This is a genomic window from Providencia sp. M-27 (genome assembly GCF_011077905.1).
GTDB lineage: Bacteria > Pseudomonadota > Gammaproteobacteria > Enterobacterales > Enterobacteriaceae > Providencia > Providencia huaxiensis.
Genome location: NZ_JAALBT010000001.1, coordinates 668436 through 691905 on the forward strand (window position 1 = coordinate 668436; position 23470 = coordinate 691905).

At 40.1% G+C, this 23470-nt stretch carries 23 protein-coding genes; 13 read left to right on the plus strand and 10 right to left on the minus strand.

The window, feature by feature from the left end; genetic code table 11:
- The first annotated feature begins 9 nt into the window (after positions 1-9).
- The gene (gene tcdA, locus G6Q48_RS03090) at positions 10-825 is read left to right on the plus strand and encodes a tRNA cyclic N6-threonylcarbamoyladenosine(37) synthase TcdA (RefSeq protein WP_102139952.1); all 816 of its coding nucleotides are present in this window, start codon (positions 10-12) and stop codon (positions 823-825) included.
- A 41-nt stretch (positions 826-866) separates the two neighbouring features.
- Here the strand turns inward: tcdA and csdE are convergent, their stop codons facing one another.
- Positions 867-1325, minus strand: coding sequence for a cysteine desulfurase sulfur acceptor subunit CsdE (gene csdE, locus G6Q48_RS03095; protein ID WP_102139951.1), 459 nt, complete (start codon positions 1323-1325; stop codon positions 867-869).
- Positions 1326-1343: 18 nt separating this feature from the next.
- Positions 1344-2549 (minus strand): cysteine desulfurase CsdA, encoded by a 1206-nt coding sequence (gene csdA, locus G6Q48_RS03100; protein ID WP_166264455.1) that lies wholly within the window; start codon positions 2547-2549, stop codon positions 1344-1346.
- Between the two features lie 699 nt (positions 2550-3248).
- Here csdA and G6Q48_RS03105 point away from each other — a divergent pair.
- The 3 genes from G6Q48_RS03105 to rlmM are packed head-to-tail and all read left to right on the plus strand — an operon-like array spanning position 3249 to position 5709.
- Complete coding sequence (locus tag G6Q48_RS03105; RefSeq protein ID WP_102139949.1) at positions 3249-4190, plus strand: transcriptional regulator GcvA; 942 nt, start codon at positions 3249-3251, stop codon at positions 4188-4190.
- A 27-nt stretch (positions 4191-4217) separates the two neighbouring features.
- Complete coding sequence (locus tag G6Q48_RS03110) at positions 4218-4613, plus strand: DUF423 domain-containing protein (protein WP_004908716.1); 396 nt, start codon at positions 4218-4220, stop codon at positions 4611-4613.
- Positions 4606-5709, plus strand: a complete 1104-nt coding sequence (rlmM, locus tag G6Q48_RS03115; protein WP_102139948.1) for a 23S rRNA (cytidine(2498)-2'-O)-methyltransferase RlmM — start codon at positions 4606-4608, stop codon at positions 5707-5709. The genes G6Q48_RS03110 and rlmM overlap by 8 nt, the downstream gene beginning before the upstream one ends.
- Positions 5710-5764: 55 nt before the next feature.
- On the opposite strand, the gene xni is transcribed toward rlmM, so the two are convergent.
- From xni to queF, 3 genes are all read right to left on the minus strand, one after another.
- Positions 5765-6520 (minus strand): flap endonuclease Xni, encoded by a 756-nt coding sequence (xni, locus tag G6Q48_RS03120; protein ID WP_166264457.1) that lies wholly within the window; start codon positions 6518-6520, stop codon positions 5765-5767.
- 17 nt (positions 6521-6537) lie between these two features.
- Positions 6538-7905: a nucleotide 5'-monophosphate nucleosidase PpnN gene (gene ppnN / locus G6Q48_RS03125; RefSeq protein ID WP_102139946.1), complete on the minus strand. Its 1368-nt coding sequence runs from the start codon at positions 7903-7905 to the stop codon at positions 6538-6540.
- Positions 7906-7989: 84 nt separating this feature from the next.
- Positions 7990-8835: an NADPH-dependent 7-cyano-7-deazaguanine reductase QueF gene (gene queF / locus G6Q48_RS03130; protein ID WP_102139945.1), complete on the minus strand. Its 846-nt coding sequence runs from the start codon at positions 8833-8835 to the stop codon at positions 7990-7992.
- A 146-nt stretch (positions 8836-8981) separates the two neighbouring features.
- Here queF and syd point away from each other — a divergent pair, with 146 nt between their 5' ends.
- Positions 8982-9542 (plus strand): SecY-interacting protein, encoded by a 561-nt coding sequence (gene syd, locus G6Q48_RS03135; RefSeq protein WP_102139944.1) that lies wholly within the window; start codon positions 8982-8984, stop codon positions 9540-9542.
- 477 nt (positions 9543-10019) lie between these two features.
- Here syd and G6Q48_RS03140 read toward each other — a convergent pair whose 3' ends face one another.
- Complete coding sequence (locus G6Q48_RS03140; protein ID WP_102139943.1) at positions 10020-10916, minus strand: DUF535 family protein; 897 nt, start codon at positions 10914-10916, stop codon at positions 10020-10022.
- 252 nt (positions 10917-11168) lie between these two features.
- On the opposite strand from G6Q48_RS03140, the gene G6Q48_RS03145 reads away from it, so the two are divergent.
- From G6Q48_RS03145 to G6Q48_RS03155, 3 genes are read left to right on the plus strand one after another with little or no spacing between them, the layout of a single operon-like run.
- On the plus strand, positions 11169-11504 hold the full coding sequence (locus G6Q48_RS03145) for a YqcC family protein (RefSeq protein ID WP_102139942.1): 336 nt from the start codon (positions 11169-11171) through the stop codon (positions 11502-11504).
- A gap of 7 nt (positions 11505-11511) precedes the next feature.
- Positions 11512-12270 carry a tRNA pseudouridine(65) synthase TruC gene (gene truC / locus G6Q48_RS03150; RefSeq protein ID WP_102139965.1) on the plus strand — a complete coding sequence of 253 codons (759 nt, stop codon included), beginning with the start codon at positions 11512-11514 and terminating at the stop codon, positions 12268-12270.
- Positions 12271-12291: 21 nt separating this feature from the next.
- Complete coding sequence (locus tag G6Q48_RS03155) at positions 12292-12744, plus strand: flavodoxin (RefSeq protein WP_102139941.1); 453 nt, start codon at positions 12292-12294, stop codon at positions 12742-12744.
- A gap of 83 nt (positions 12745-12827) precedes the next feature.
- Here G6Q48_RS03155 and G6Q48_RS03160 read toward each other — a convergent pair whose 3' ends face one another.
- The 4 genes from G6Q48_RS03160 to map form a co-directional block, all read right to left on the minus strand.
- Positions 12828-13208: a DUF3461 family protein gene (locus G6Q48_RS03160; RefSeq protein WP_004908747.1), complete on the minus strand. Its 381-nt coding sequence runs from the start codon at positions 13206-13208 to the stop codon at positions 12828-12830.
- Between the two features lie 418 nt (positions 13209-13626).
- The gene (dapD, locus tag G6Q48_RS03165) at positions 13627-14454 is read right to left on the minus strand and encodes a 2,3,4,5-tetrahydropyridine-2,6-dicarboxylate N-succinyltransferase (protein WP_102139940.1); all 828 of its coding nucleotides are present in this window, start codon (positions 14452-14454) and stop codon (positions 13627-13629) included.
- A gap of 62 nt (positions 14455-14516) precedes the next feature.
- Positions 14517-17153, minus strand: coding sequence for a bifunctional uridylyltransferase/uridylyl-removing protein GlnD (gene glnD, locus G6Q48_RS03170; RefSeq protein WP_102139939.1), 2637 nt, complete (start codon positions 17151-17153; stop codon positions 14517-14519).
- 109 nt (positions 17154-17262) lie between these two features.
- Positions 17263-18060, minus strand: coding sequence for a type I methionyl aminopeptidase (gene map, locus G6Q48_RS03175; RefSeq protein ID WP_166264459.1), 798 nt, complete (start codon positions 18058-18060; stop codon positions 17263-17265).
- Between the two features lie 657 nt (positions 18061-18717).
- Between map and rpsB the strand changes: the two genes are divergently transcribed.
- The 5 genes from rpsB to ispC all read left to right on the plus strand — a co-directional run bounded on the left by rpsB (position 18718) and on the right by ispC (position 23298).
- Positions 18718-19443 (plus strand): 30S ribosomal protein S2, encoded by a 726-nt coding sequence (gene rpsB / locus G6Q48_RS03180; protein WP_102139937.1) that lies wholly within the window; start codon positions 18718-18720, stop codon positions 19441-19443.
- Positions 19444-19585: 142 nt separating this feature from the next.
- Positions 19586-20437, plus strand: a complete 852-nt coding sequence (tsf, locus tag G6Q48_RS03185; protein ID WP_004908761.1) for a translation elongation factor Ts — start codon at positions 19586-19588, stop codon at positions 20435-20437.
- A 121-nt stretch (positions 20438-20558) separates the two neighbouring features.
- Positions 20559-21287, plus strand: a complete 729-nt coding sequence (gene pyrH, locus G6Q48_RS03190) for a UMP kinase (protein WP_004257499.1) — start codon at positions 20559-20561, stop codon at positions 21285-21287.
- Between the two features lie 110 nt (positions 21288-21397).
- Positions 21398-21955 (plus strand): ribosome recycling factor, encoded by a 558-nt coding sequence (frr, locus tag G6Q48_RS03195; protein ID WP_102139936.1) that lies wholly within the window; start codon positions 21398-21400, stop codon positions 21953-21955.
- A gap of 149 nt (positions 21956-22104) precedes the next feature.
- Complete coding sequence (ispC, locus tag G6Q48_RS03200) at positions 22105-23298, plus strand: 1-deoxy-D-xylulose-5-phosphate reductoisomerase (RefSeq protein WP_102139935.1); 1194 nt, start codon at positions 22105-22107, stop codon at positions 23296-23298.
- Positions 23299-23470 lie beyond the last annotated feature (172 nt).

Sequence of the window (23470 nt, forward strand, 5' to 3'; positions counted from 1 at the left end):
TTCGTTATTATGCAAGCTAAGCTTTCTGATGCTTGGATGCAGCGTTTTGCTGGGATCGGGCGTTTATATGGGCAACATGCTCTTCATCTTTTTGCACGTTCTCACGTTTGTGTCATTGGGGTTGGTGGGGTAGGTGTATGGGCCGCGGAGGCGCTTGCTCGTTCAGGTATTGGGTTCATCACATTGATTGATATGGATGATATCTGTGTGACTAATACTAATCGTCAATTACATGCCATCAAGTCGACGGTTGGGCAACCAAAAGTTGAGGTGATGAAAAATCGTATTTTAGAAATTAACCCTGAGTGTGTAGTGAATGTTATTGATGACTTTATTACTGTCGATAATGTCGCTCACTACCTTAGTACGGGGTTTGATTATGTTATTGATGCTATTGATAGTGTGAGGCCTAAAGCAGCGTTACTAGCGTATTGTAGGCGCTTTAAAATACCTATTATCACCATAGGGGGCGCTGGTGGGCAAATCGACCCAACAAAAATTCAAGTGGCAGACTTGGCTAAGACTATCCAAGACCCATTAGCGGCTAAGTTGCGAGAACGCTTAAAATCTGATTTTAACGTCATTAAAAACGGGAAAGGAAAGCTTGGGATTGACTGTGTTTTTTCTACCGAGCAACTTGTTTATCCACAAAGCGATGGCACGGTATGTGCGGCAAAAAGTACTGCGGATGGTTCTAAGCGTATGGACTGCGCTTCAGGCTTTGGCGCAGTTACTATGGTTACAGCGAGTTTTGGGTTTGTTGCCGTTTCACATGCACTTAAAAAAATGATAGCAAAGTCACAACGAGAAATGGAAAATCTGTAAAGCGAATGAGGCTATTGCGATAGATAGCCTCATTTAATGAATTACGCAGGTGTCATTTCATTGGCAATATTTTGAATTGCAGTAACGAGTGATTGAATACCATTTTGGCGAGACTCGCTGAGTTGCGAAGGTAAGCCGGTTTGAGCTAATAAGTGGTCAAAATCAATTTCCATGATCTCTTTTGCTGTTTTTTGCTCTACCGCGGCTAATAAAATAGCAAATAACCCTTTTACTACCCGGCCTTCACTATCCCCATAAAAATGAAATGTTTCATTATCATTGAGCCGTGCTCCGATCCAAACTCGGTTTTCACAGCCTTTAACTTCTTGAGTTTGCAGTTTTTCATCATCAGACAATACAGGCAGCTTTCTCGCAAATTGAATTAATAAACGATATTTATCTTCCCATGCTTTATGTGTGGAAAACTGTTCAACTATTTCTTGAATTTTAATCTCTGTACCGAATGGGTGCGGAGCAAGTTCATGGTTAGTCGAAGTCATTAGGCTTCCTTTATTGATTTATTCATTGAGTATAGAAAGTGAAACGGTGACTGCGTCAATAAATTTATCGACATCTTGCAGGTTGTTGTAAGGCATCATTGAGACGCGCAAGCAGCCACTTATATTTAATGCATTCATTAATGGTTGGGTGCAGTGTTGACCATAGCGTAGTGCAATATTTTGCTCGGTCAAGAGGGCTCCCAGATCACTATGATGAACATCTTTGAAGTTAAATGATAGCAAAGGAGAATGAGGCACACTATAACTAATAAAGCCGGGAAGTGCCGATAGTTTTTTAGCTGCATATTCGGTTAATGAGCAAGTATATGTTTCTGCTAGTGTTAAATTTATCTCTTCCAGCCACTCTAGAACAGCTGAAAAGGCAATTACACCAGCAATATTCGGTGTTCCTGCTTCGAATCGTTGGGGAATAGGAGCAAGCGTAAAATTATCAAATGTGACGTGAGTCAACATCTTACCGCCACCATGCCAAGGGGTCATTTGCTCTAAAAGTTCTGTTTTGGCATAGCAAACCCCAAGCCCTGTGGGTCCATATAACTTATGTGCTGAAAATACATAGAAATCGACATTCAGCTCACTGACATTAATAGGGCTATGAACGACACCTTGTGCGCCATCAACAACGACGAGAGCTCCTACTTGGTGAGCAAGTTGAGTTACTGTCTGTATATCTGGTTGATACCCAGTTACATTGGACATTTGTGTGATAGCGATAACTTTCGTTTTTTCAGATAATTTAGATTTGAGTACATCAAGGTTTAACGTCAGGTTTTTTTCAACTGGCCATTTTATAATTTTGGCACCTGTTTGTTGCGAAAGCATAATCCATGGTAATAAATTTGAATGATGTTCTATTTCACTAACAATAATTTCATCGTCAGGTTGTAATGTTGAGCGAAAATAACCTTGTGCAATTAAATTAATTGATTCTGTTGTCCCGCGTGTCCAAATAATATTTTTTTCATTTGAAGCATGAATATATTTTGCGGCACGAATTCGCCCCTGCTCATAATCACGTGTTAATTTTAGTGATTCAGGTGACTGACCTCGGTATACGGAACTGCCTGACAAGCGATAATAGTCATTTGATGTATTGATCATGGCAATAGGCTTCAGAGCCGTAGCCGCACTATCAAAAAATAGTGTTGACGAGTCTATCGCTGGGAAGGCGAGGCGAAATGTGGTAGCGCTAAAATGATCCATGAGTATTTTCTTTTTAGTCAAAATTTCAATGTGTTTTGATTTTACTGAGTGCTGTATTAGTTGATTGTACATTTATTAGTACATTTATAGTTATTTTCTGATTAATTTAAACTTATCATTTTTCAATCTAATCATTGAAATATTCTGTTACGTTTGGTATTAATTGTTAGCAATTCTTCCAGATGTGGTTTCAAGATGATTCAGTGTTTTGCATTGCAATGCAACGCCTTTTGTTTATAAATTTATTTTTTTAAGTACTTAGTGAATAATTTTCAAGATTTATCTTAAATATCTTACTGAAAGTTTTTTCGGTACACTTGTATTTATCTATAGATATTTGTATTTATTAAGTTAAATTGCTTAAGTAAATGCCGAAATAGCATTAAAAAAAGAGTAAAAAAAAGCACCGCGCGTTGGCGGTGCACTATATAAAATCACTATGGACAGACAGGGTAAATGTACAGGAAGTGAAAAAACAGTAGCTAAAGCTACAAAGGTCTGGTTCAACCAGACAACTTGCAAACACAACATCACAACCACAAAGCCAAAAGTTTCAAAGTAACTAAACTCTGTAACTTTTCGTTCCGGCTTAGGAAGTGTGCATACTATAGGTATTTACTAGCGTATCCTCAAGGGACAAATTATAATGCTTCGGATGAAAAAAACTAATGCATAACAAGATGCCAAGTAGAAGTGATTATGTCTAAAAGATTACCGCCCCTAAATGCACTGAGAGTCTTTGACGCTGCAGCTCGTCATTTAAGTTTTACTAAGGCAGCAGAAGAATTATTTGTTACTCAAGCGGCCGTTAGCCACCAGATGAAAAGTTTGGAGGATTTCCTTGGGTTGAAATTATTTCGTCGGCGCAATCGCTCATTGTTGTTGACAGAAGAGGGACAAAGTTATTACCTTGATATTAAAGAAATTTTTTCTTCTTTGAATGAGGCGACGCGTAAGTTACAAGCAAGAAGCGCGAAGGGGGCATTAACAGTGAGTTTATCCCCAAGCTTTGCAATTCAATGGCTGGTACCAAGGCTTTCAGGCTTCAATCAAGCCTATCCAGGCATTGATGTGCGGATCCAGGCTGTAGATAGAGAAGAAGATAAATTGGCTGATGACGTTGATGTCGCTATTTTCTACGGTAAAGGTAATTGGCCTGGATTAAGAACAGATAGGCTTTATGCTGAATATTTAATGCCTGTGTGTTCGCCATCTTTATTAACTGGGGATAGCCAACTAAAAGTTCCTGAAGATCTAGCAAAACATACGTTACTTCACGATTCTTCACGAAGAGACTGGCAGGCATATGTTAAGCAACTAGAGTTACAAAATGTAGTCAATGTACAGCAAGGTCCCATTTTTAGTCATAGTGCTATGGTTATTCAAGCTGCTGTTCATGGTCAGGGGGTTGCATTAACGAATAATGTGATGGCCAAAAATGAAATTGACGCTGGGCGCTTAGTTTGCCCTTTTAGTGAGGTGTTAGTTAGTAAAAACGCATTCTACCTAGTTTGCCAAGAAAATCAGGCAGATTTAGGCAAAATAGCTGCATTTCGCCAATGGATCCTTGGGCAGGCAGCAAGTGAACAAGAGAAATTAGGCTTTATTACGGGTGACCAAGATGTGGCGCTTATTCAGTAATCAAGTATTTAAATAAAAGGTGTTACTGTGAATAGTCGTTTGATGTTAATTTTTGCTGGAATTAGTGGCTTCTTTACTGTTGCTTTTGGGGCTATTGGTTCACATGCGTTATCGTCAATTATGAGTGTCCATCAAATGGACTGGATTGAAATAGGACTGCGTTATCAAATGTTGCATACTGTAGCACTGATGGTGCTCGGGGCAATTTTATTACGTAAAATTATCCTATGGTTCTATTGGTCAGGTGTGTTTTTCTCTGTTGGGATACTTCTTTTTAGCGGTAGCCTTTATTGTATGGCACTATTGCAGGTAAAATACTTCTCTTATTTTACGCCAATAGGTGGTGTATGTTTCCTAATTGGTTGGCTGTTAGTGGTTATTGGCGCTATGCGTCTAAGGAAATCGGCGTCACGCAATGAGTAATAAAATTGCACTATATTGCCGTCCAGGCTTTGAAAAAGAATGTGCAGCAGAGATTACAGATAAAGCAGGGCAAAAAGAGATTTATGGTTTTGCTCGCGTAAAAGAAAACAGTGGTTATGTTATTTTTGAGTGCTATCAAGCAGAAGATGCAGACACACTCGCACGGACGTTGCCTTTTCGAGAATTAATTTTTGCTCGTCAAATGATTGTAATAGGGGATTTACTTAAGGACTTACCGCCTGAAGACCGTATTACTCCGATTGTAAATGCATTGAGTCAGCAAGTTGCGCGGGCAGGTGATATCCGTGTTGAAGTTGCTGATACCAACGAGTCGAAAGAGCTGCTGAAATTTTGCCGCAAGTTTACGGTACCTTTACGTAATGCATTACGTAAAGAAAAAATCTTATTGCCACTCGAAAACTTTAAGCGGCCTGTTATTCATGTATTTTTTATAGCCCCAGGTTGTTGTTATACCGGGTATTCATATACTAATAATAGTTCGAACTTCTATATGGGGATCCCAAGATTAAAATTCCCATCGGATGCTCCGAGTCGTTCAACCTTAAAACTTGAGGAAGCTTTCCATGTCTTCATTCCTTATGAAGAGTGGGAAGAGCGTCTAGCGAGCGGGATGAAAGCAGTCGACCTTGGTGCATGTCCAGGTGGATGGACTTATCAATTGGTAAAACGCAGTATGATGGTGGATGCTGTAGATAACGGCCCAATGGCAGAAAGCCTTATGGATACAGGGCAAGTTAAGCATCACCGTGAAGATGGGTTTAAATTTAAGCCTACTTCCCACAACATTACGTGGTTAGTCTGTGATATGGTTGAAAAACCCGCTAAAGTTGCTGCGTTAATGACGGATTGGCTTGCACAAGGTTGGTGCCGAGAAGCTATTTTCAACTTAAAATTGCCGATGAAAAAGCGCTATGAAGAAGTTTCACATATCTTAGAAAAGATGAAAACACAGCTCAAAGAGCAAGGCATTAATGTGTTGATTCAAGCGAAGCAGCTTTATCATGACCGTGAAGAAGTGACTGTGCACGTGATGAGGATATGGTCGGCAAATCCAATGGCACGTGAGTATTATTAATCCATAAAATCAGTCAATGAGAAGGCCACTAATTAATAAAGTGGCCTTTTTTATATTAGTTGGTTATATAACGCAGCTGATTCAAATTTCCTTGTAGCGCGATATCGGTTCTTAAAGTCGCGATATCTCGACAAATCAATGCAATTTCCTGTTGATTGATGAGTTTTTTCTGCCACTTATCTTCAAGTTTATCTAAATTAGCAAATATATTTTCAATAGAATGGTATTGCTGCAATAGGGTTGTAGCACTTTTGGGGCCAATACCTGCAATCCCAGGAACCTTACTGCTACTGATCCCTGCGAGTCCCCAATAATCAGGAAGTTGCTCAGGAGAAACACCAAATTCCTTTTCGATAAAAGGGATATCAAGCCAGCGCTTTTGAAAATAGTCGCGAATTCTTAAGTTAGGGGAAAGTAGTTGGCAATAACCTTTATCTGTGGATACGATGGTAACCGTGTGCCCTGAGCCCGCAATGCGTGTTGCTAAGGTTGCGGCTAAGTCATCAGCTTCATCCCCTTCAGACTGCCAACAGTGAATTCCTTTTTCTTTAAATAAAGCGATTAATGCAGGGAGTTCGGCATGCAAATCTTCAGGCATCGGTTGCCGGCCAGCTTTATAATCAGGCAGTTTTTCATGACGCCAGCTTTGATGACGACCTTCTTCATCAAACACTGCAACAATGTGTGTGGCGTCTGTATGGGTGATCAACTGTGCTATTGCAGATAAACAAGTTTCTCCACACGGGCTTCCTTGCACCGCGTGGATCCGGCGTATTAAGTTTAATGCATCAATAATTAATAAATGGATCATAAATACGCCATCATTATTTATTTCACGATTTCATAGCAAGGTTCGTATGCTGTACCACCAGGTAATTTCATACGATGTTGTTCAACGAAGCCTTGTAATAACACATCCATACGCTTCATTAGCTCACTATCACCATGAATTTTGAATGGGCCATGTTTTTCGATGGCTTTCATACCAACTTCTTTCACGTTACCAGCGACAATACCTGAGAAAGCACGACGTAAATCTGAAGCTAATTTTTCAGGCGCTTGTCCTGGGTGTAGGTTCAGTGATGCCATATTCTCATGGGTTGGTTCGAATGGATGCTGTAAATCGTGAGCAATTTTGATCGACCAGTTGAAGCTATAGGCATCACCAGTGCTACGGCGATTTTCTTTAACTTGTGGCATGCTACGTTTCATCACACGAGCAACTTCTGGTGCATCATCAATAATAATTTGGTAGTGCTTACTGGCTTCATCACCTAAAGTGTGACGAATAAAATCGTCTAATACTTCAAAGTATTCTGCACTTTCTTTTGGACCCGTTAAAATTAATGGCAGAACTTGTTCACTGTTAGCCGGATCCATCAAAATACCAAGTAAATAAAGCAACTCTTCAGCAGTACCGACACCACCTGGGAAGATTATAATCCCATGACCTAATCGAACGAATGCCTCTAAACGTTTTTCGATATCAGGCATAATGATGAGCTCGTTCACTAATGGATTTGGTGGCTCAGCCGCAATAATTGAAGGTTCAGTTAAGCCAATAAAACGGCTATTTTTGTATTGTTGTTGGGCGTGGCCAACAGCGGCACCTTTCATTGGTGCTTCCATAGCTCCAGGACCACAGCCTGTACAGATATTGAGTTCACGTAAGCCAAGTTCGTTACCGACCTTACGACCATATAGGTATTCAATTTCATTAATTGAATGGCCGCCCCAGCAAACAATCATACTTGGGTCTTCATCAATATGCAGTGCGCGAGCATTACGTAAGATGGAGAAAATCATATTAGTGATGTGTGTGCCATTTTCGAGGTCTAGATTGAATCGCTCTTTGGCATGCGTAATTTGCGCATGTACGAATAAAATGTCACGTAATACAGCAAACAGGTTTGCTTGTAAGGTGCGGATGATTTTGCCATCAACGAAGGCTTTTTCTGGTGGCTCGATAAGTTCAAGCTTAACGCCACGCTCACGGCGTAATACGTTGATATCAAAATCTTTACTTTTTTCTAAAAGCTCTTTACTGCTATCGGTTAAGCTGCCTGAATGCAAAACGGCTAAAGAGCAATTCCTAAATAATTGGTACAAATCGCTACTGGCCGTGCGTTTTAGCATGTCAACTTCAAGTTGAGAGAGTAGATCCATAGATCCTAATGGACTGATATGAGTAATCAAGTAGTACTCCTTTACCCAATGGGTTCTTGATATGTGATTGTACTGTAAATGTATTAATTACATTTATTTTTCAACTGTATACATTTATTGCCGTGATAAACGACCTAATTCAGGCTTAAATTCTTCATTACTACGCCATGGGTTTATATCAAGCCCTCCACGGCGAGTATAGCGTGCGTAAACACTTAATTTTTCAGGTTTACACAATTGCATAATATCAGTGAAAATGCGTTCAACGCATTGTTCATGAAATTCATTATGATGGCGAAATGAAACTAAATAACGTAATAAGGCTTCGCGATCAATTTTGGGCCCACGATAGTGGATCTGCACAGAGCCCCAGTCAGGTTGATTGGTAATTAAGCAGTTTGATTTTAATAAATGGCTCACTAACGTTTCGTCGACAACCTGTTGCTGAGTACAATTCGCCAAATAGTCTCGATTAAACTCATAATTATCAATATCAATTTCTTGCTCATCAATACATTCGCCAAGTAATGGCTGGATAGGTTGATGAGAAAAATGGGCTAATTTATGAAGTGTAACGCTTACTTGGCCATTAGCACAGTGGCTTAAATCATTTTGCAAAGCGCTTCGCACATTTTCCCAAGTTTCAAAACGTGTTTGGTTAAAACTGTTTAGATAAAGCTTAAAACTTTTTGATTCAATTAAATTTTCGCTATTAGCATCAACACTAACCGAACCTATTGCTACCTGAGGAACCCCACGCTGATTTAGCCATGAAAGCTCATACATTGTCCAAATATCGGCACCGTGAAACGGAAGTGCTTTAGCGTGAATAGCTAAAGGGTCACGATTTAAACTACGAGGGACGGCTTGCAATAATGTGGCATCATACTGGTCATGGTAAGCCGTTTTCTTCCCAAGTGTTAAATTATTAAGTGCGGGATTATTTTGGTAGTGTGACATAGGGGTCCTTATACTTCATAAACTTAAAATGAGGCTAACAGGTAAAAATTGGGATATTTTCTTCATTTGCAAACTTCTGTCATAATACCATTTATCTACCACATTGACGCCTTTCTCTTTAAATAGGCTACAGAAAACACATAACTATGAATACATCACACTCTGTCGCACTACAAAATTTTACGCAGAAATATATTTCGCAATGGCACCAACAAACGGGTTTGCCTCCTGCTTCAACAGACTTATATGGTGTTCCATCTCCATGTATTGTCCGTACAGGTGAAAACTGGGTTTATTGGGAACCTCAGCCATTCCCAATAAAGGATGCGAGCTTAGACAAAGTCGCGGCAGCATTGGAGATAAATTTGCAAGGTGATATCCATGCTTTTTATACGACACAGCTTGCTGGTGATATGAAAGCCACATTTCGTGATATTACGCTGAGTTTAGTGCAGGTATGGAATGAAGATGACTTCATCCGTTTGCAAGAAAATTTAATTGGTCATTTAGTTACTCAGAAGCGTTTAAAGCTATCACCCACGCTGTTTATTGCGACTTTAGAATCAGAGATTGAAATGATTTCAATGTGTAATCTCACGGGAGAAATTATATTAGAAAAATTTGGTAGTCAGCAAAGGCGTGTACTTTCTTCGAATTTAACAAATTTTCTCGATGAACTCGTGGTTGTCATTGAACCTCAGGGGTAAGTGTTTTTAAGTGGGTTTGTGTAAGTAAATGCCTACAATTGAGCTAAGTCATTTCTTAAAAAATGTTCTTTATATTGTAATGATAATTATTTAACTTTTAATTTCATGGCGTTACTATCTGGTTTGTGATTTGTATGTGTTTTCACTATGTTATTGTTTATTTTGCTAGGTTGTTTCATTAATACATTTAATGCATTCTTATCTCGCTGGACAGGGTAAACTCGTTTAGCTTTTTATACCTTACTGCTTAGTGTAAGGTATGAAAATTGTTTAAAACAAGGCGATGGAACGCGACTAGGTGACGGATCTATAAATTTGTTTTAATCAACAGGATGTTGAGTGACGGGAAGTCATTTGCAGGATGCGTAAATTTTAAAGTATGAGCCAGTCAGCTTCGGTTGACTGGCTTTTTTAGTTATGAGTTTATTGCAGTAGAGTGGTGAAAAAAGTATCAAAGATACTTTAATTGATTAAAAATCAATGCTCTGCTTTAATCGAATTTTCGGTTAACGAGGCAATAATATCTTGGGTCATGGTATCGCGAAGTGCTTCTCGGCGGCGAAATTCAGCACGACGCTGGCTTTTCACTGACTCTATATCTCGTACAGGTTCTTGAATAGGTAATTGGAACCAACCATCAGGTGTTTTCGTCGCACTACATTCTTGCCAAAACGTATCGTAGCTTGATTTCAAATGCTGGCTCTTAATATGGCACTGGTTTGAAATCCCTAATATTGATTTTACCTGAAAGAAGGTTGCTACTGCATAAACCGCGGACATTAATAGGTTTTTGGGCCTCATTCCGTGCATTTGCTTAGTTATCAACCTAACTTGGTCGACACTTTGTTCAGTGGAAGGGCCTTGCAAAGAGCACACGTACAATTGTCCTTCTGGGCCAAAGGAAAAACTCATTAAATAAATATCGTCACCCGTTTCATTTCTCAAGTGTAAAGTGAGGTCACCTTCCCGAGGATATTGAGAATAAATCAACGTTAACTGAGCAAATTCCCCTGATTTTAATTCAATGTTTGCCACAAGAAGCCCTTCGCGCTTTGTACAGAACATTGTCTCAATAGCTTCGGGTGTAAATGTGTTTTCAATTAAATTGAGCGTATAGCTGGCAGTTAATAATTTTTGTTTTCCATTCCAGCTTTTATGTAGGTACTTATTGATTGGGCGCTCAATGAAGTGAGGAACGCCTTCAATAACTGAAGAAAACTGAGCGCTACGGTAGTTTTGACACATAAATTGATACTGCTGATATTGTGACGAAGGTAGCTTTGTAATGCGTATTTTTCTTTTTAATTCAAAATACTTAGAGTTTAAGGCTTTCCAAACTTTACTTTCCTTGCGCCACTGTTTTAGTCGTCCCATAAATAAACCATTTTGTTGTTAATTATTTTGTAAGTTCTAAATTGATAAAACATTTAATTTTACATGTGTTATCTGCAACGAAATATAAACAAATCTTATTAAGTGAGTTGTCAGATTAATGGTGGTGATAATAACTATAGATAAGAAAAATGAATAAACTTGTATTTACTCATTTTTAACCCCATTTATTCGACAGAATTGTGATAGAAAATACCGTATATTTGCCATTGTCATCACTAAATGAGTTTAAGTATGAATATTGAACAACGTATCATTGAGAAACTTCGTCACTTAGAAGAGGAAATGAAATTAAAATCTCTTTGGGGGGAACAACCGCCTTTGCCAGATGCTTTTAACAGTGTAGAGCCTTTTTGTATAGACACGATGGAGGCGATAGAGTGGTTACAGTGGATTTTGATCCCCCGCCTGCAAATGTTAATTGAGCAAGGCGCTACGCTGCCAACTAATTTTGCGGTTGCTCCTTATTTTGAAGAAGCTTATAAACATGATGAAGAAGAACAATACACGCTAATTATTAATTATTTGCGTGAATTAGATGGATTTTTCTCAACGAAGACCCGTGGGTAATTTATTGATGTTGGAAATTATTTATCACGACGAGTATATGGTCGCAGTGAATAAGCCCGCGGGGATGCTAGTGCATCGCAGTTGGCTAGACAGTAAAGAAACCGTCTTTGTGATGCAAACATTACGGGACCAAATTGGCCAGTATGTTTATCCCATTCATCGTCTCGATAGGCCAACATCAGGTATATTGCTTTTTGCATTATCGAGTGAGGTTGCAAGGCTGTTATCGGCTCAATTTGAAAACCATCAGTTAGAAAAAGTGTATCACGCTGTTGTTCGTGGTTATTTAACCGAAGAGCAAACCATCGATTATCCGCTATTAGAAGAGTTAGATAAAATTGCGGATAAACATGCATCACGTGAGCCTGTTTTGCAGGAGTGTGTTACCCACTGTAAACCGATAGCGACAGTTGAATGTCCCATTGGTATTGGGCGGTATGAAACATCAAGATTTAGTTTAGTTGAATTAAAACCTGAAACTGGCCGTAAACATCAATTGAGAAGGCATATGTCTCACCTTCGTCACCCTATTATTGGTGATAGCAAGCATGGAGACTTACGCCAAAATAGAGGTGTGAATACGCATTTTTCAGTGTCTCGCCTGATGCTACATGCCAGCTTATTAAATTTAAACCACCCAATAACAAAAGAAAATATATCGTTGGTTGCCACATGGGATACACAATGGTTGTCATTAATTGAGCAATTTGGATGGTCAGGCAAAGTTGAAAAACTAGGGATAAACGTTATTAACTCATCAAGTTAACGATAAAATAGAGGGAAAGTTATGTCAAAAATAGGCATTTTTGTTGGAACTGTCTACGGTAACTCTTTAGCTGTTGCAGAAACAGCACAAGAAATTTTAGAGCAGCAAGGGCATGAAGTGGTTGTTTTTGATGAGCCCACCTTGAACGATTGGCAACTTTATAATTCAGGTAATGAAATTGCACTTATTGTTACCTCATCGACAGGGCAAGGGGATTTACCGGACACTATCGCTCCGTTATATAGTGAAATCAAAGATGTTGTCGGTTATCAACCTGATTTACGTTATGGCCTAATTGCTTTAGGTGATAGCAGTTATGAAAGTTTTTGTGGGGCTGGTATTCGTTTTGATGAGCTGTTATCTGAACAATCAGCGACCCGTATTGGTGATATTTTATTTATTGATGCAATTGAGGTGGATGTTCCAGAGGAGTTTGCTAAGCCTTGGGTTGAAGCGTGGGCGGGGCTGCTCTAAATGTCTGCACCGTAGTATTACCTATATTAATGATAAATATTGGCAGTGCTACGGCGCAGTAAATTAATCATTTCACCTGTAAATTATTTACGGGTCAATTTTTCTAGGTCCGCTTCAATTTCTGCGATCTTATTTGAAACCACGTGTTCAAGATGGCGTAAGTCATCAAGAATTTTGTGTTTTAAATCAATATCAGTTTGATCTGTTTGGCAAATTTGGTCTAGTTCTTCGATGGCATAACGCAGGTTAGTGTTAATTTCATTAATTTCTTTGAAATTATTATTACCGTCAGCAATAGTTTTACGCTGGCGTGGATATTTGAATTTTACACTTTTAGCAAAAAACTCACCTTTATCTTTGCGAAAATAAATTTTTAAAATGTCATTATTCGCTTCTTGGCGCAAGGTGTAGCGGTCGATGTCTTGAGGGTTACTGATGCCTAAACTTTTCAAATTATCGTACATGTTAGCTCGCTTTACTGTAGAGACAGAGTCGGTGAACAAAGTGATAGTGTGAGCAGGCCGTAACAATATCGGTCTATTTCTCGTTAATAAGTTATCTATCCCATTCGTTTGGGTGATAGATAGAATGATGTTATTACACAAACAGCATCATTATAATGAAAAATAAAATAATACAGTTTTATTAGAGGTAAACGGCAAAAGCCACGGACATATTATGCGCGATTTGTAGAAATTGACAAACTTCTCTTTGCAATTAATGCGCTAATATTAAAAGGTAACACTGATATGGCCACCCGAGTTGCATACGGGGGTATGCGATTCGGGATAGCTTTGGTTTTTTAACCTAATTACAGTGGCTCACTATAAAGCTTATTATAAAAACCAGTAATAGGTTTGGCATGAAGTTTTAAACGTTTAATTACTCATCAATCGTTCTTAATAATTCATTAATGCCTACTTTACCGCGGGTTTTCTCATCGACTTTCTTGACAATGACGGCGCAATACAGGCTATAACGACCATCTTTTGATGGCAAATTACCTGAAACAACCACGGAACCTGCAGGGACTCGGCCGTAATGAATTTCACCTGTTTCACGGTCATAGATTTTGGTGCTTTGTCCTAAATAAACACCCATTGAAATGACGGAGCCTTCTTCAACAATCACCCCTTCGACCACTTCAGAACGAGCTCCAATAAAGCAATTGTCTTCAATAATCGTTGGGTTGGCTTGTAATGGCTCTAGTACACCACCGATCCCTACGCCACCAGATAAATGCACGTTTTTACCAATCTGGGCACAGGAGCCAACGGTTGCCCATGTATCTACCATTGTACCTTCATCGACGTAAGCACCAATATTGACATATGACGGCATTAATACGCTATTTTTAGCGATATAAGCACCTTTACGAACCGCGGCAGGAGGAACAACTCGGAAACCTTCTTTCTCGAAGCGAGCTTGGTCATAATCTGCGAATTTCATTGGGACTTTATCGAAATAACGGCTTTCTGCACCGTCAATGACTTGGTTATCTTGAATGCGAAATGATAACAAAACTGCTTTTTTCAGCCATTGATGGGTAACCCAAACACCGGCAATTTTTTCAGCGACACGCAATTTTCCGCTGTCGAGTAATGCAATGGTATCTAACACGGCTTGTTTTACCGAACTTGATACGGTATTTGGTGTGATATTAGCTCGTTCTTCGAACGCTTGTTCAATGATCGCTTGTAAATGCTGCATTGATTGTATTTTCCTCTTGAATGATATAAAAGTGAACGTTCACCATGAAAATGTGATGAACGCTATATTTTATCCTTCGATTTTAGGGCTTCTGTCAACCTTTCTGATAACTCTTGTTGCATATTTTTAGTCAACGCTTTGTGTTCCTTATCAGCTAAAACAAAGAAATCTTCCACTTTTTCGCCAATTGTGGTGATGCGTGCGCCATACAGAGAAATTTCCATTTGAGCAAAAATATGACCGATGCGAGCCAATAAACCCGGTTGATCCAAGGCAAATAGCTCCATATAAGTGCGACGTTCGTTAGTGGAATGTAGGAAATTAACTTTTGTTGGCACAGTAAAGTGACGTAACTTTGACGGCAGAGTACGTGGCTTAGGCAGTGAAATTTCAGGTTGCTGAACGGCTAATAACAACATTTTTCGGATATGGTCGTATCTGTCTTTGGATAGAGGGCTACCGTTAGGTTCCAGTACGACGAAGGTATCCATGGCCATATTGTCTTTGTTGGTGAAAATTTGAGCACTGTGAATGCTTAAATTTCTGCGATCCAATTCGCCAGCGACAGCTGCAAATAAATGGGGTTTATCATGGCACCAAATAAAAATTTCTGTTCCGCCATGTTTAGGCTGCGTGCTAATTAACACTAAAGGCTGGCTCAAGTTATGGGCTAGTAAGTGCTTAGCATGCCATGCTAATTGGGATGGGGTATGACGTAAAAAATAATCCGCATGGCAGCGAGACCATAAGCTTTGCAGTTTCTCTTCATCAATTGATGATTGGCGCAATAATGATAAAGCTTGATAACGGTGATGACGAATGCGTTCGCGTAAGTCAGGGGTACTTTGCATGCCTTGATTTAATTGGTGTTCTGTTGATAAAAATAGCTCACGAATTAAACTTTGTTTCCAGCTATTCCACAGCGTGCTATTTGTGGCACAAATGTCCGCAACCGTTAAACACATCAAGTAGTTAAGCCGTGAAACGGTTTTAACTTCTCCTGCAAATTGCTTGATAATATCAGGGTCTTGAATGTCACGTCGTTGAGCTGTCACTGACATTAATAAGTGATTTTTTACCAACCAGGAAGCTAATTCAGCTTCTTTGACAGAAAAATCATGCAGTAAGGCGAAATCATAAACAAACTCAGAGCCGAGATCAGAGTGATCCCCTGAGCGGCCTTTAGCAATATCGTGGAAAATCGCAGCTAATCGTAAAAGTTCGGGTTGTAATAATTTGGGGTAAACACTGACACACAGTGGATGGTCACGACGATTTTCTTCTAATGTAAAGCTATCAATTTTTTGCAGCACGCGAATAGTGTGTTCATCAACGGTATATGCATGAAATAGGTCGAATTGCATTTGCCCGACGATATTGCCCCATAGCGGTGTGTAGGCACTTAATACACTATGAAGGTGCATGGGAACAAAAGCCCCTTTGATTGCTCTGGGGTGGCGTAGAATTTTGATAAACAGTTTTCGGGCTTCAGGGATTTCGCATAATGGCACCGAAAGGTTACGCCGTGCATAACGAAGCTGACGCAATGTGGTGGAATAGATCCCTGTAATATTTGGATATCTAGCCATTTGATAAAACATTTTTAAAATAGCAGCTGGCTGCTTAATAAATAACTCTTCATCAATGACATCAATCAATGACCCGCGTAATTGGAATAATGAATCAATAGGGCGAGGTTTTTCGTTAGGATTAAGTGTCAAAATGGCCTCATCAAATAGCTGTAATAGCATTTGATTGAGTTCCCTCACTCGACGAGTGACGCGATAGAAATCTTTCATCATCCGTTCAACGGGTTGGTTCTTTTCGCCTTCATAACCTAGTAACCGAGCTACGCTAAATTGGCGGTCAAATAGCAGGCGATTATCATGGCGTTTCACCACTAAATGGAGTGCAAAGCGAATTTTCCATAAAAACATTAAGCACTCTTTGAGTTCTTGGCGCTCTTCTTCAGTGAGAAAGCCAAAACCCACCATTTCATCGACGGTGGTTGCACCAAAATGGCGCCGACCGACCCACAGTAAGGTATGGATATCTCGCAATCCTCCAGGGCTACTTTTAATATCGGGCTCTAAATTGTAGCTGGTACTATGGTAGCGTTGATGACGTTCTTGCTGTTCTTCAATTTTTGCAGCAAAAAAGAGGGCAGAGGGCCAAAAGTCATCGCTAAAAATGGTTTTTTGTAATTGTAAAAACAGGGTGACATCACCACAAATTAACCGTGATTCAATGAGGTTAGTTGCGGTGGTTAGGTCGGCATTTCCAGCTTCAATACATTCAGCAAGCGAACGGACACTGTGGCCGATATCAAACCGTAAATCCCACAATAGCGTGATAAATTGCCCAATTTCGCTGGCGACGCGTTCTGGAAGGGGGTTTTTACTTAAAACTAAAATATCGATGTCAGAAAGTGGATGAAGTTCATGGCGACCATAACCCCCAACGGCGATCAATGACATATCGGGTTGCTTATCAAATTTAAAAGATTGCCATAATCTTGTCAGCAATGCGTCAAGGTAATCACTACGTAAGTGAATAAGGTCGGCAACATTTTTACCTTGGTTGAAAGCCTCTTCCAACCACTGATCGAAATCATCGACATGTTGTCTTAATGAATTCAACTCAAGGTCATGAGTACTAAATTGATTCGGAGATAGGTAGGAAGCTGAATTTACAGTCATCTTTATCTTTCCGTATTGATAGCAATAGGGGAATAGCTACCAGCTTACGGTTTTTTGATAAAAATGAACAGAGGTAGAGCCTTCGATTAAGAAGGCTCTAAGGAGAAGATTATTCGTTGACTAATACGGCAGAGATAAATGGTTCTTCTTCTTTACGTAGAGTGAGGATTTCACAGCCGTTATCCGTTACGACTAATGTGTGCTCATATTGTGCTGACCAACCGCGGTCTTTGGTTTTAACTGTCCAGCCATCTTTCATGGTACGAATGCGGTGATCACCTGTGTTGACCATTGGCTCAATGGTAAAAGTCATCCCTTTTTGCAGGACTACGCCACTGTCATCAGCGTCATAGTGCAGAACTTGTGGCTCTTCATGGAAACCTTGTCCAATGCCGTGGCCGCAATATTCACGTACAACCGAGAAATCTTGTTTTTCGACAAATTCTTGAATAGCTTTGCCCAGAGTACGTAAGCGAATACCCGGTTTAACCATACGGATTGCTAGATACAAGCTGTCTAAAGTGACTTGGCAAAGGCGTTCACCTTGAATCGTCGGTTTACCTACGATAAACATTTTGGAGGTATCGCCATGGAAACCCTCTTTAATGACGGTGACATCAATATTGACAATATCGCCATCTTTTAAAATCTTATCGTCGCTAGGAATGCCGTGGCAGATAACATCATTGACAGAAATACAAACAGATTTAGGAAAACCGTGGTAATCCAAGCATGCAGGGATAGCTTTCTGCACATCAACAATGTGTTGATGACATAGGCGGTCTAATTCACCTGTACTAACACCCGGCACAACGTGCGGTGCAATCATTTCTAATACTTCAGCTGCTAAGCGACCAGCAACGCGCATTTTCTGAATATCTTCTTCAGTTTTGATAATAATAGCCATGAGTCCAGTCCATTCATGCCATTAGTGCTTAATGACATGTTAAATAAGAGGGTTTGAAAATGGAGGTTGAATACCATTTTTTACATCGATAAGACGTATGGTAACAGCCACCGCATTTTCTGCCAACTAGCTAACGATAGATTCGAAAGTTGAAGTTGTTTGTAGGATAGGTGATGAGAGGGGATTGGCTTGTTCATTTTGAGCCTTGCGTAGCACAAAATGCAAATAACTAACCGCAAGAGAGATATAAGAAGTATGTGAAACAATAAAAACCATTCTTTAAATAGGGCTTTTTTATCTAATCAAAAAGCGTCTATAATTATAAAGCGCGATTGCTCTGATTAAATCAACTTCACTGCCATTTTTGTGAGCGAAAAAAACAACAAAAGTTGGCTTCTAGATTGGTTTTATGGTATAAAGCGCGCCGGCAATCCATATTATTTCTTATCACCATCATCGAAATGTCATTTTATGGCATCAATATGAAGTGGCTAATGAAAAGTTTGGATGTGCGAAACTTAAAACTCAATTGTGTAATAACACACACAAATCGACACGTGCACCGGGGTGCTCTTATGCGTTTAAACGCAGCTTTGGAGTCGGTAGCATGGGATTTGTGGAGGCATAACCCCAATTACTTAAATACAGAGGTATTAAATGGCAACTGTTTCCATGCGCGATATGTTACAAGCAGGCGTACACTTTGGTCACCAGACTCGTTACTGGAACCCAAAAATGAAACCTTTCATTTTCGGTGCGCGTAACAAAGTTCATATCATCAACCTGGAAAAAACTGTTCCAATGTTCAACGAAGCTCTGGCTGAGTTGACTAAAATTGCTTCTCGTAAAGGCAAGATTCTGTTTGTCGGTACTAAACGTGCTGCAAGCGAAGCCGTTCAAGAAGCTGCTAACAGCTGTGATCAGTATTTCGTTAACCACCGTTGGTTAGGCGGAATGTTGACTAACTGGAAAACCGTTCGTCAGTCAATCAAACGTCTGAAAGATTTAGAAGTTCAATCACAAGACGGTACTTTCGACAAACTGACTAAGAAAGAAGCGCTGATGCGTACTCGTGAACTTGGTAAGTTAGAAAACAGCTTAGGCGGTATCAAAGATATGGGCGGTTTACCTGACGCTCTGTTCGTTATCGATGCAGACCACGAACACATCGCTATTAAAGAAGCAAACAACTTGGGTATCCCAGTATTTGCTATTGTTGATACTAACTCTGATCCAGACGGTATCGACTTCATTATCCCTGGTAACGATGATGCAATCCGTGCAATCAAACTGTATCTGGGCGCTGTAGCAAGCACCGTTCGTGAAGGTCGTTCACAAGATCTGGCTGTTCAAGCAGAAGAAAGCTTAGTAGAAGCTGAATAATAAGGTTTAAACCCTTATTTAGGTATTGCTATACAGGTACTGCTATATGTTAGAAGGGGCCTGATTTAGGCCCCTTTTATATATGAATCAGAACTATCCACGTGGGGAAAATTCCCACGGGGAATATCGAGGAATAAATCACATGTCTGGAATTACCGCTGCATTGGTAAAAGAACTGCGCGAACGTACTGGCGCAGGTATGATGGAATGTAAAAAAGCACTTGTTGAAGCTAATGGCGACATCGAATTAGCGATTGATAACATGCGTAAATCAGGTCAAGCAAAAGCGGCTAAAAAAGCAGGTCGCGTTGCAGCTGAAGGTGTTATCCTGACTGAAGTTTTCAACGGTGGTAAAACAGGTGCTCTGGTTGAGCTGAACTGCGAAACTGACTTCGTTGCTAAAGACGCAGGTTTCTTAGCATTCGGTAAAGAAGTTTTAGCTTCTGTTGTTGCTGACAAAAATGCAGACATCGATGCACTGAAAGCAAAATTCGAAGAAGCTCGTACAACATTAGTTGCGAAAATTGGTGAAAACATCAATATTCGTCGCGTTGCTATTCTGGAAGGCGCACAAGTAGGTAGCTACCTGCACGGTGCTCGTATTGGTGTTTTAGTTGCGGCTGAAGGCGCTGACGAAGAATTACTGAAACACATTGCTATGCACATCGCTGCAAGCAAACCTGAATATGTGACTCCAGATGATGTTCCTGCTGATGTTGTTGCTCACGAGCATCAAATCCAGTTAGACATCGCTATGCAATCTGGTAAACCACGCGAAATCGCAGAAAAAATGGTTATCGGTCGCATGAACAAATTCACTGGCGAAATCTCTCTGACTGGCCAGCCTTTCGTAATGGACCCAAGCAAATCTGTTGGTGACTTACTGAAAGAGAAAGGTGCTACTGTTTCTGGTTTCCTTCGTTTCGAAGTAGGTGAAGGTATCGAGAAAGTTGAAACTGACTTTGCAGCAGAAGTTGCTGCAATGAGCAAGTAATCAACTAAGGGCCGCCAATTGGCGGCTCTGTTTTATATACGTCTATTTAAAAATTTAGGTATGTAGAAAACTGTGATTCTACGTATGTTACCCCAATAAATATCTGTTAGGACAGAACACCATGGCAACCAATGCAAAACCCGTTTATCAGCGTATTCTGCTTAAATTAAGTGGCGAAGCCTTACAAGGCGCAGAAGGTTTTGGTATCGATGCTAGCGTTTTAGATCGTATGGCTCAGGAAATCAAAGAACTCATAGAACTGGGTATACAGGTCGGTGTGGTTATTGGCGGTGGTAACCTGTTTCGTGGTGCTGGTTTGGCACAAGCTGGAATGAACCGTGTTGTCGGAGACCACATGGGGATGCTAGCAACTGTGATGAACGGACTCGCGATGCGTGATGCATTACATCGCGCCTATGTGAATGCAAGACTGATGTCTGCAATTCCACTTAACGGTGTCTGTGATAACTATAGCTGGGCAGAGGCCATTAGCTTGTTACGTCACGGCCGTGTTGTTATTTTTTCTGCAGGAACAGGCAATCCATTCTTTACAACAGACTCCGCTGCATGCTTACGTGGCATTGAAATTGAAGCGGATGTTGTGTTGAAGGCGACAAAAGTTGATGGTGTGTATTCAGCAGACCCGGCTAAAGACCCTGATGCAGTCCTTTATGAAAATCTGAGTTACCAAGAAGTTTTAGAACGTGAACTCAAAGTGATGGACTTAGCTGCGTTCACATTAGCACGTGACCATAACTTACCGATCCGCGTATTCAATATGAATAAACCGGGCGCTTTACGACGCGTGGTTATGGGTGAAAATGAAGGAACTCTGATTTCTCACAATTAATACTCAGAGACATGACCTGAGTTTAAATGTATTATCTATCATATAAATTCAGACTATTTAAGCGAGGTCGCATCGCGGCCTTTAATAACCAGTTCTTAAGGGTTGAAAACGTGATTAATGAAATCCAAAAAGATGCTCAAGACCGTATGGAAAAGAGCCTTGAAGCATTCAAAAACCAAATTAGTAAAGTTCGTACAGGCCGTGCATCGCCAAGCCTGTTAGATGGTATTACTGTTGAATATTACGGTTCAGCAACACCTCTGCGCCAATTAGCAAACGTCACTGTTGAAGATTCACGCACATTAGCGATTTCTGTATTTGACCGCAGTATGTCACCTGCGATTGAAAAAGCGATTATGGCGTCTGACTTAGGTCTGAACCCATCATCTGCGGGTACCGTGATCCGTGTTCCACTTCCTCCATTAACGGAAGAGCGTCGTAAAGACTTAATTAAAGTGGTTCGTGGTGAAGCAGAACAAGGCCGTATTGCTGTTCGTAACGTTCGCCGTGATGCTAACGACAAAGTAAAAGCTTTACTGAAAGATAAAGAAATCAGTGAAGATGATGAGCGCCGTTCACAGGATGATATCCAAAAGCTGACTGATAACTTCATCAAAAAAGTTGATGAGTCATTAGCGCAAAAAGAAGCGGAGCTGATGGAGTTTTAATCCATCATGATAATAAAGCCACCAAAGCAAACAACTGTAAAAGTGTGCGCTAGCGTGGCTTTATTATTTTCATATCTATTAATAAATCCTTTCCAATCATTAAGCTGATATAATCTCAGTATTGAATTAATACAGAGCAACCAATCACTATGAAACGTCTGACAATCCTGGGTTCTACAGGTTCAATTGGTACCAATACACTTTCTGTTGTTCGCCAAAATCCCGAAAAATTTCAAATTACCGCTTTAGTGGCAGGAAAGAATGTCACTGAAATGGCGAAACAGTGCCTTGAGTTTAATCCGAAATATGTCTCAATGGCGGATGAATCATCAGCAAAAGCGTTAAAAGCTATTTTGACCGAGAACAATTGCAAAACTGAGGTTTTGTCAGGAAAACAAGCTGCGATTGACCTTGCTGGTCTTGATGATGCAGACCAAGTGATGTCAGCAATTACCGGGGTTGCCGGTTTACTTCCTACTCTAGCGGCAATACGCAAAGGTAAAAGAATATTATTAGCGAATAAAGAGTCTTTAATTACTAGTGGCCGTTTATTCTTTAATGAGATTCGCAAGCACAATGCAACTGTGTTTCCTATTGATAGTGAGCATAATGCTATCTTCCAAAGTTTACCTGAAATTATTCAATTAAATTTAGGTTTCTCTGATTTGTCTGCATCGGGTATTTCGAGCATCGTATTAACAGGTTCAGGTGGCCCATTTAGGGATACACCGTTATCGCATTTTGATAATGTGACCCCTGATGAAGCGTGTAACCACCCAAATTGGTCGATGGGACGGAAAATATCAGTAGATTCTGCGACAATGATGAACAAAGGTCTAGAATATATTGAGGCTTGCTACTTTTTTAATGCGAGTGCTGAGCAAATGGAAGTGATTATCCATCCTCAATCTGTTATTCATTCCATGGTTCGGTATAAAGATGGTAGCGTGATAGCTCAGTTGGGCACGCCAGATATGCGTACACCAATTTCATACAGTATGGCTTATCCCCAGCGTATCATGTCTGGTGCGAAACCGCTTGATTTTGCAACTCTTTCATCATTAACGTTTGTTCAGCCTGACTATCAACGTTATCCTTGCTTGAAGCTCGCAATCGATGCCTGTCATCAAGGGCAAGCCGCTACAACTGCACTTAATGGTGCGAATGAAATGACCGTCGCTGCTTTTCTTGAAGGTAAAATACGCTTTACGGATATAGCAAAAATTAACCACAATGTATTAGAAAACCAAGTTTTTTCTGAACCAGTTTCGATTGAAGAGGTCTTAGAAATCGACGGATGGGCGCGTAAAAATGCAGAAAAAATAATCGCTCAGACAATTTAAAGCTGGTATGTGTTTTATTTAGTTGCTGTCAGCCATAATAACTCTTTAATATGTGACGTGTTAAAAAAAAGAAAAATAACATAGTACCTCTTAGAGATTTAAGGATGTGTCTTATCAGCAAACTCAATAATAGTAGTTATTATTGGTCTGTTTACTCAAAGTGGTACTCACA

Excerpts from the sequence above, each read along its gene's own strand:
- syd (WP_102139944.1), top strand. The coding sequence starts at position 8,982 with ATGAATACATCACACTCTGTCGCACTACAAAATTTTACGCAGAAATAT.
- tcdA (WP_102139952.1), top strand. The coding sequence starts at position 10 with ATGCAAGCTAAGCTTTCTGATGCTTGGATGCAGCGTTTTGCTGGGATC.
- xni (WP_166264457.1), bottom strand. The coding sequence starts at position 6,520 with ATGATCCATTTATTAATTATTGATGCATTAAACTTAATACGCCGGATC.
- dapD (WP_102139940.1), bottom strand. The coding sequence starts at position 14,454 with ATGCAGCATTTACAAGCGATCATTGAACAAGCGTTCGAAGAACGAGCT.
- G6Q48_RS03105 (WP_102139949.1), top strand. The coding sequence starts at position 3,249 with ATGTCTAAAAGATTACCGCCCCTAAATGCACTGAGAGTCTTTGACGCT.
- truC (WP_102139965.1), top strand. The coding sequence starts at position 11,512 with ATGTTGGAAATTATTTATCACGACGAGTATATGGTCGCAGTGAATAAG.
- ispC (WP_102139935.1), top strand. The coding sequence starts at position 22,105 with ATGAAACGTCTGACAATCCTGGGTTCTACAGGTTCAATTGGTACCAAT.
- tsf (WP_004908761.1), top strand. The coding sequence starts at position 19,586 with ATGTCTGGAATTACCGCTGCATTGGTAAAAGAACTGCGCGAACGTACT.
- G6Q48_RS03160 (WP_004908747.1), bottom strand. The coding sequence starts at position 13,208 with ATGTACGATAATTTGAAAAGTTTAGGCATCAGTAACCCTCAAGACATC.
- map (WP_166264459.1), bottom strand. The coding sequence starts at position 18,060 with ATGGCTATTATTATCAAAACTGAAGAAGATATTCAGAAAATGCGCGTT.
- glnD (WP_102139939.1), bottom strand. The coding sequence starts at position 17,153 with ATGACTGTAAATTCAGCTTCCTACCTATCTCCGAATCAATTTAGTACT.
- G6Q48_RS03155 (WP_102139941.1), top strand. The coding sequence starts at position 12,292 with ATGTCAAAAATAGGCATTTTTGTTGGAACTGTCTACGGTAACTCTTTA.
- rpsB (WP_102139937.1), top strand. The coding sequence starts at position 18,718 with ATGGCAACTGTTTCCATGCGCGATATGTTACAAGCAGGCGTACACTTT.
- csdA (WP_166264455.1), bottom strand. The coding sequence starts at position 2,549 with ATGGATCATTTTAGCGCTACCACATTTCGCCTCGCCTTCCCAGCGATA.
- G6Q48_RS03140 (WP_102139943.1), bottom strand. The coding sequence starts at position 10,916 with ATGGGACGACTAAAACAGTGGCGCAAGGAAAGTAAAGTTTGGAAAGCC.
- rlmM (WP_102139948.1), top strand. The coding sequence starts at position 4,606 with ATGAGTAATAAAATTGCACTATATTGCCGTCCAGGCTTTGAAAAAGAA.
- csdE (WP_102139951.1), bottom strand. The coding sequence starts at position 1,325 with ATGACTTCGACTAACCATGAACTTGCTCCGCACCCATTCGGTACAGAG.
- pyrH (WP_004257499.1), top strand. The coding sequence starts at position 20,559 with ATGGCAACCAATGCAAAACCCGTTTATCAGCGTATTCTGCTTAAATTA.
- G6Q48_RS03145 (WP_102139942.1), top strand. The coding sequence starts at position 11,169 with ATGAATATTGAACAACGTATCATTGAGAAACTTCGTCACTTAGAAGAG.
- queF (WP_102139945.1), bottom strand. The coding sequence starts at position 8,835 with ATGTCACACTACCAAAATAATCCCGCACTTAATAATTTAACACTTGGG.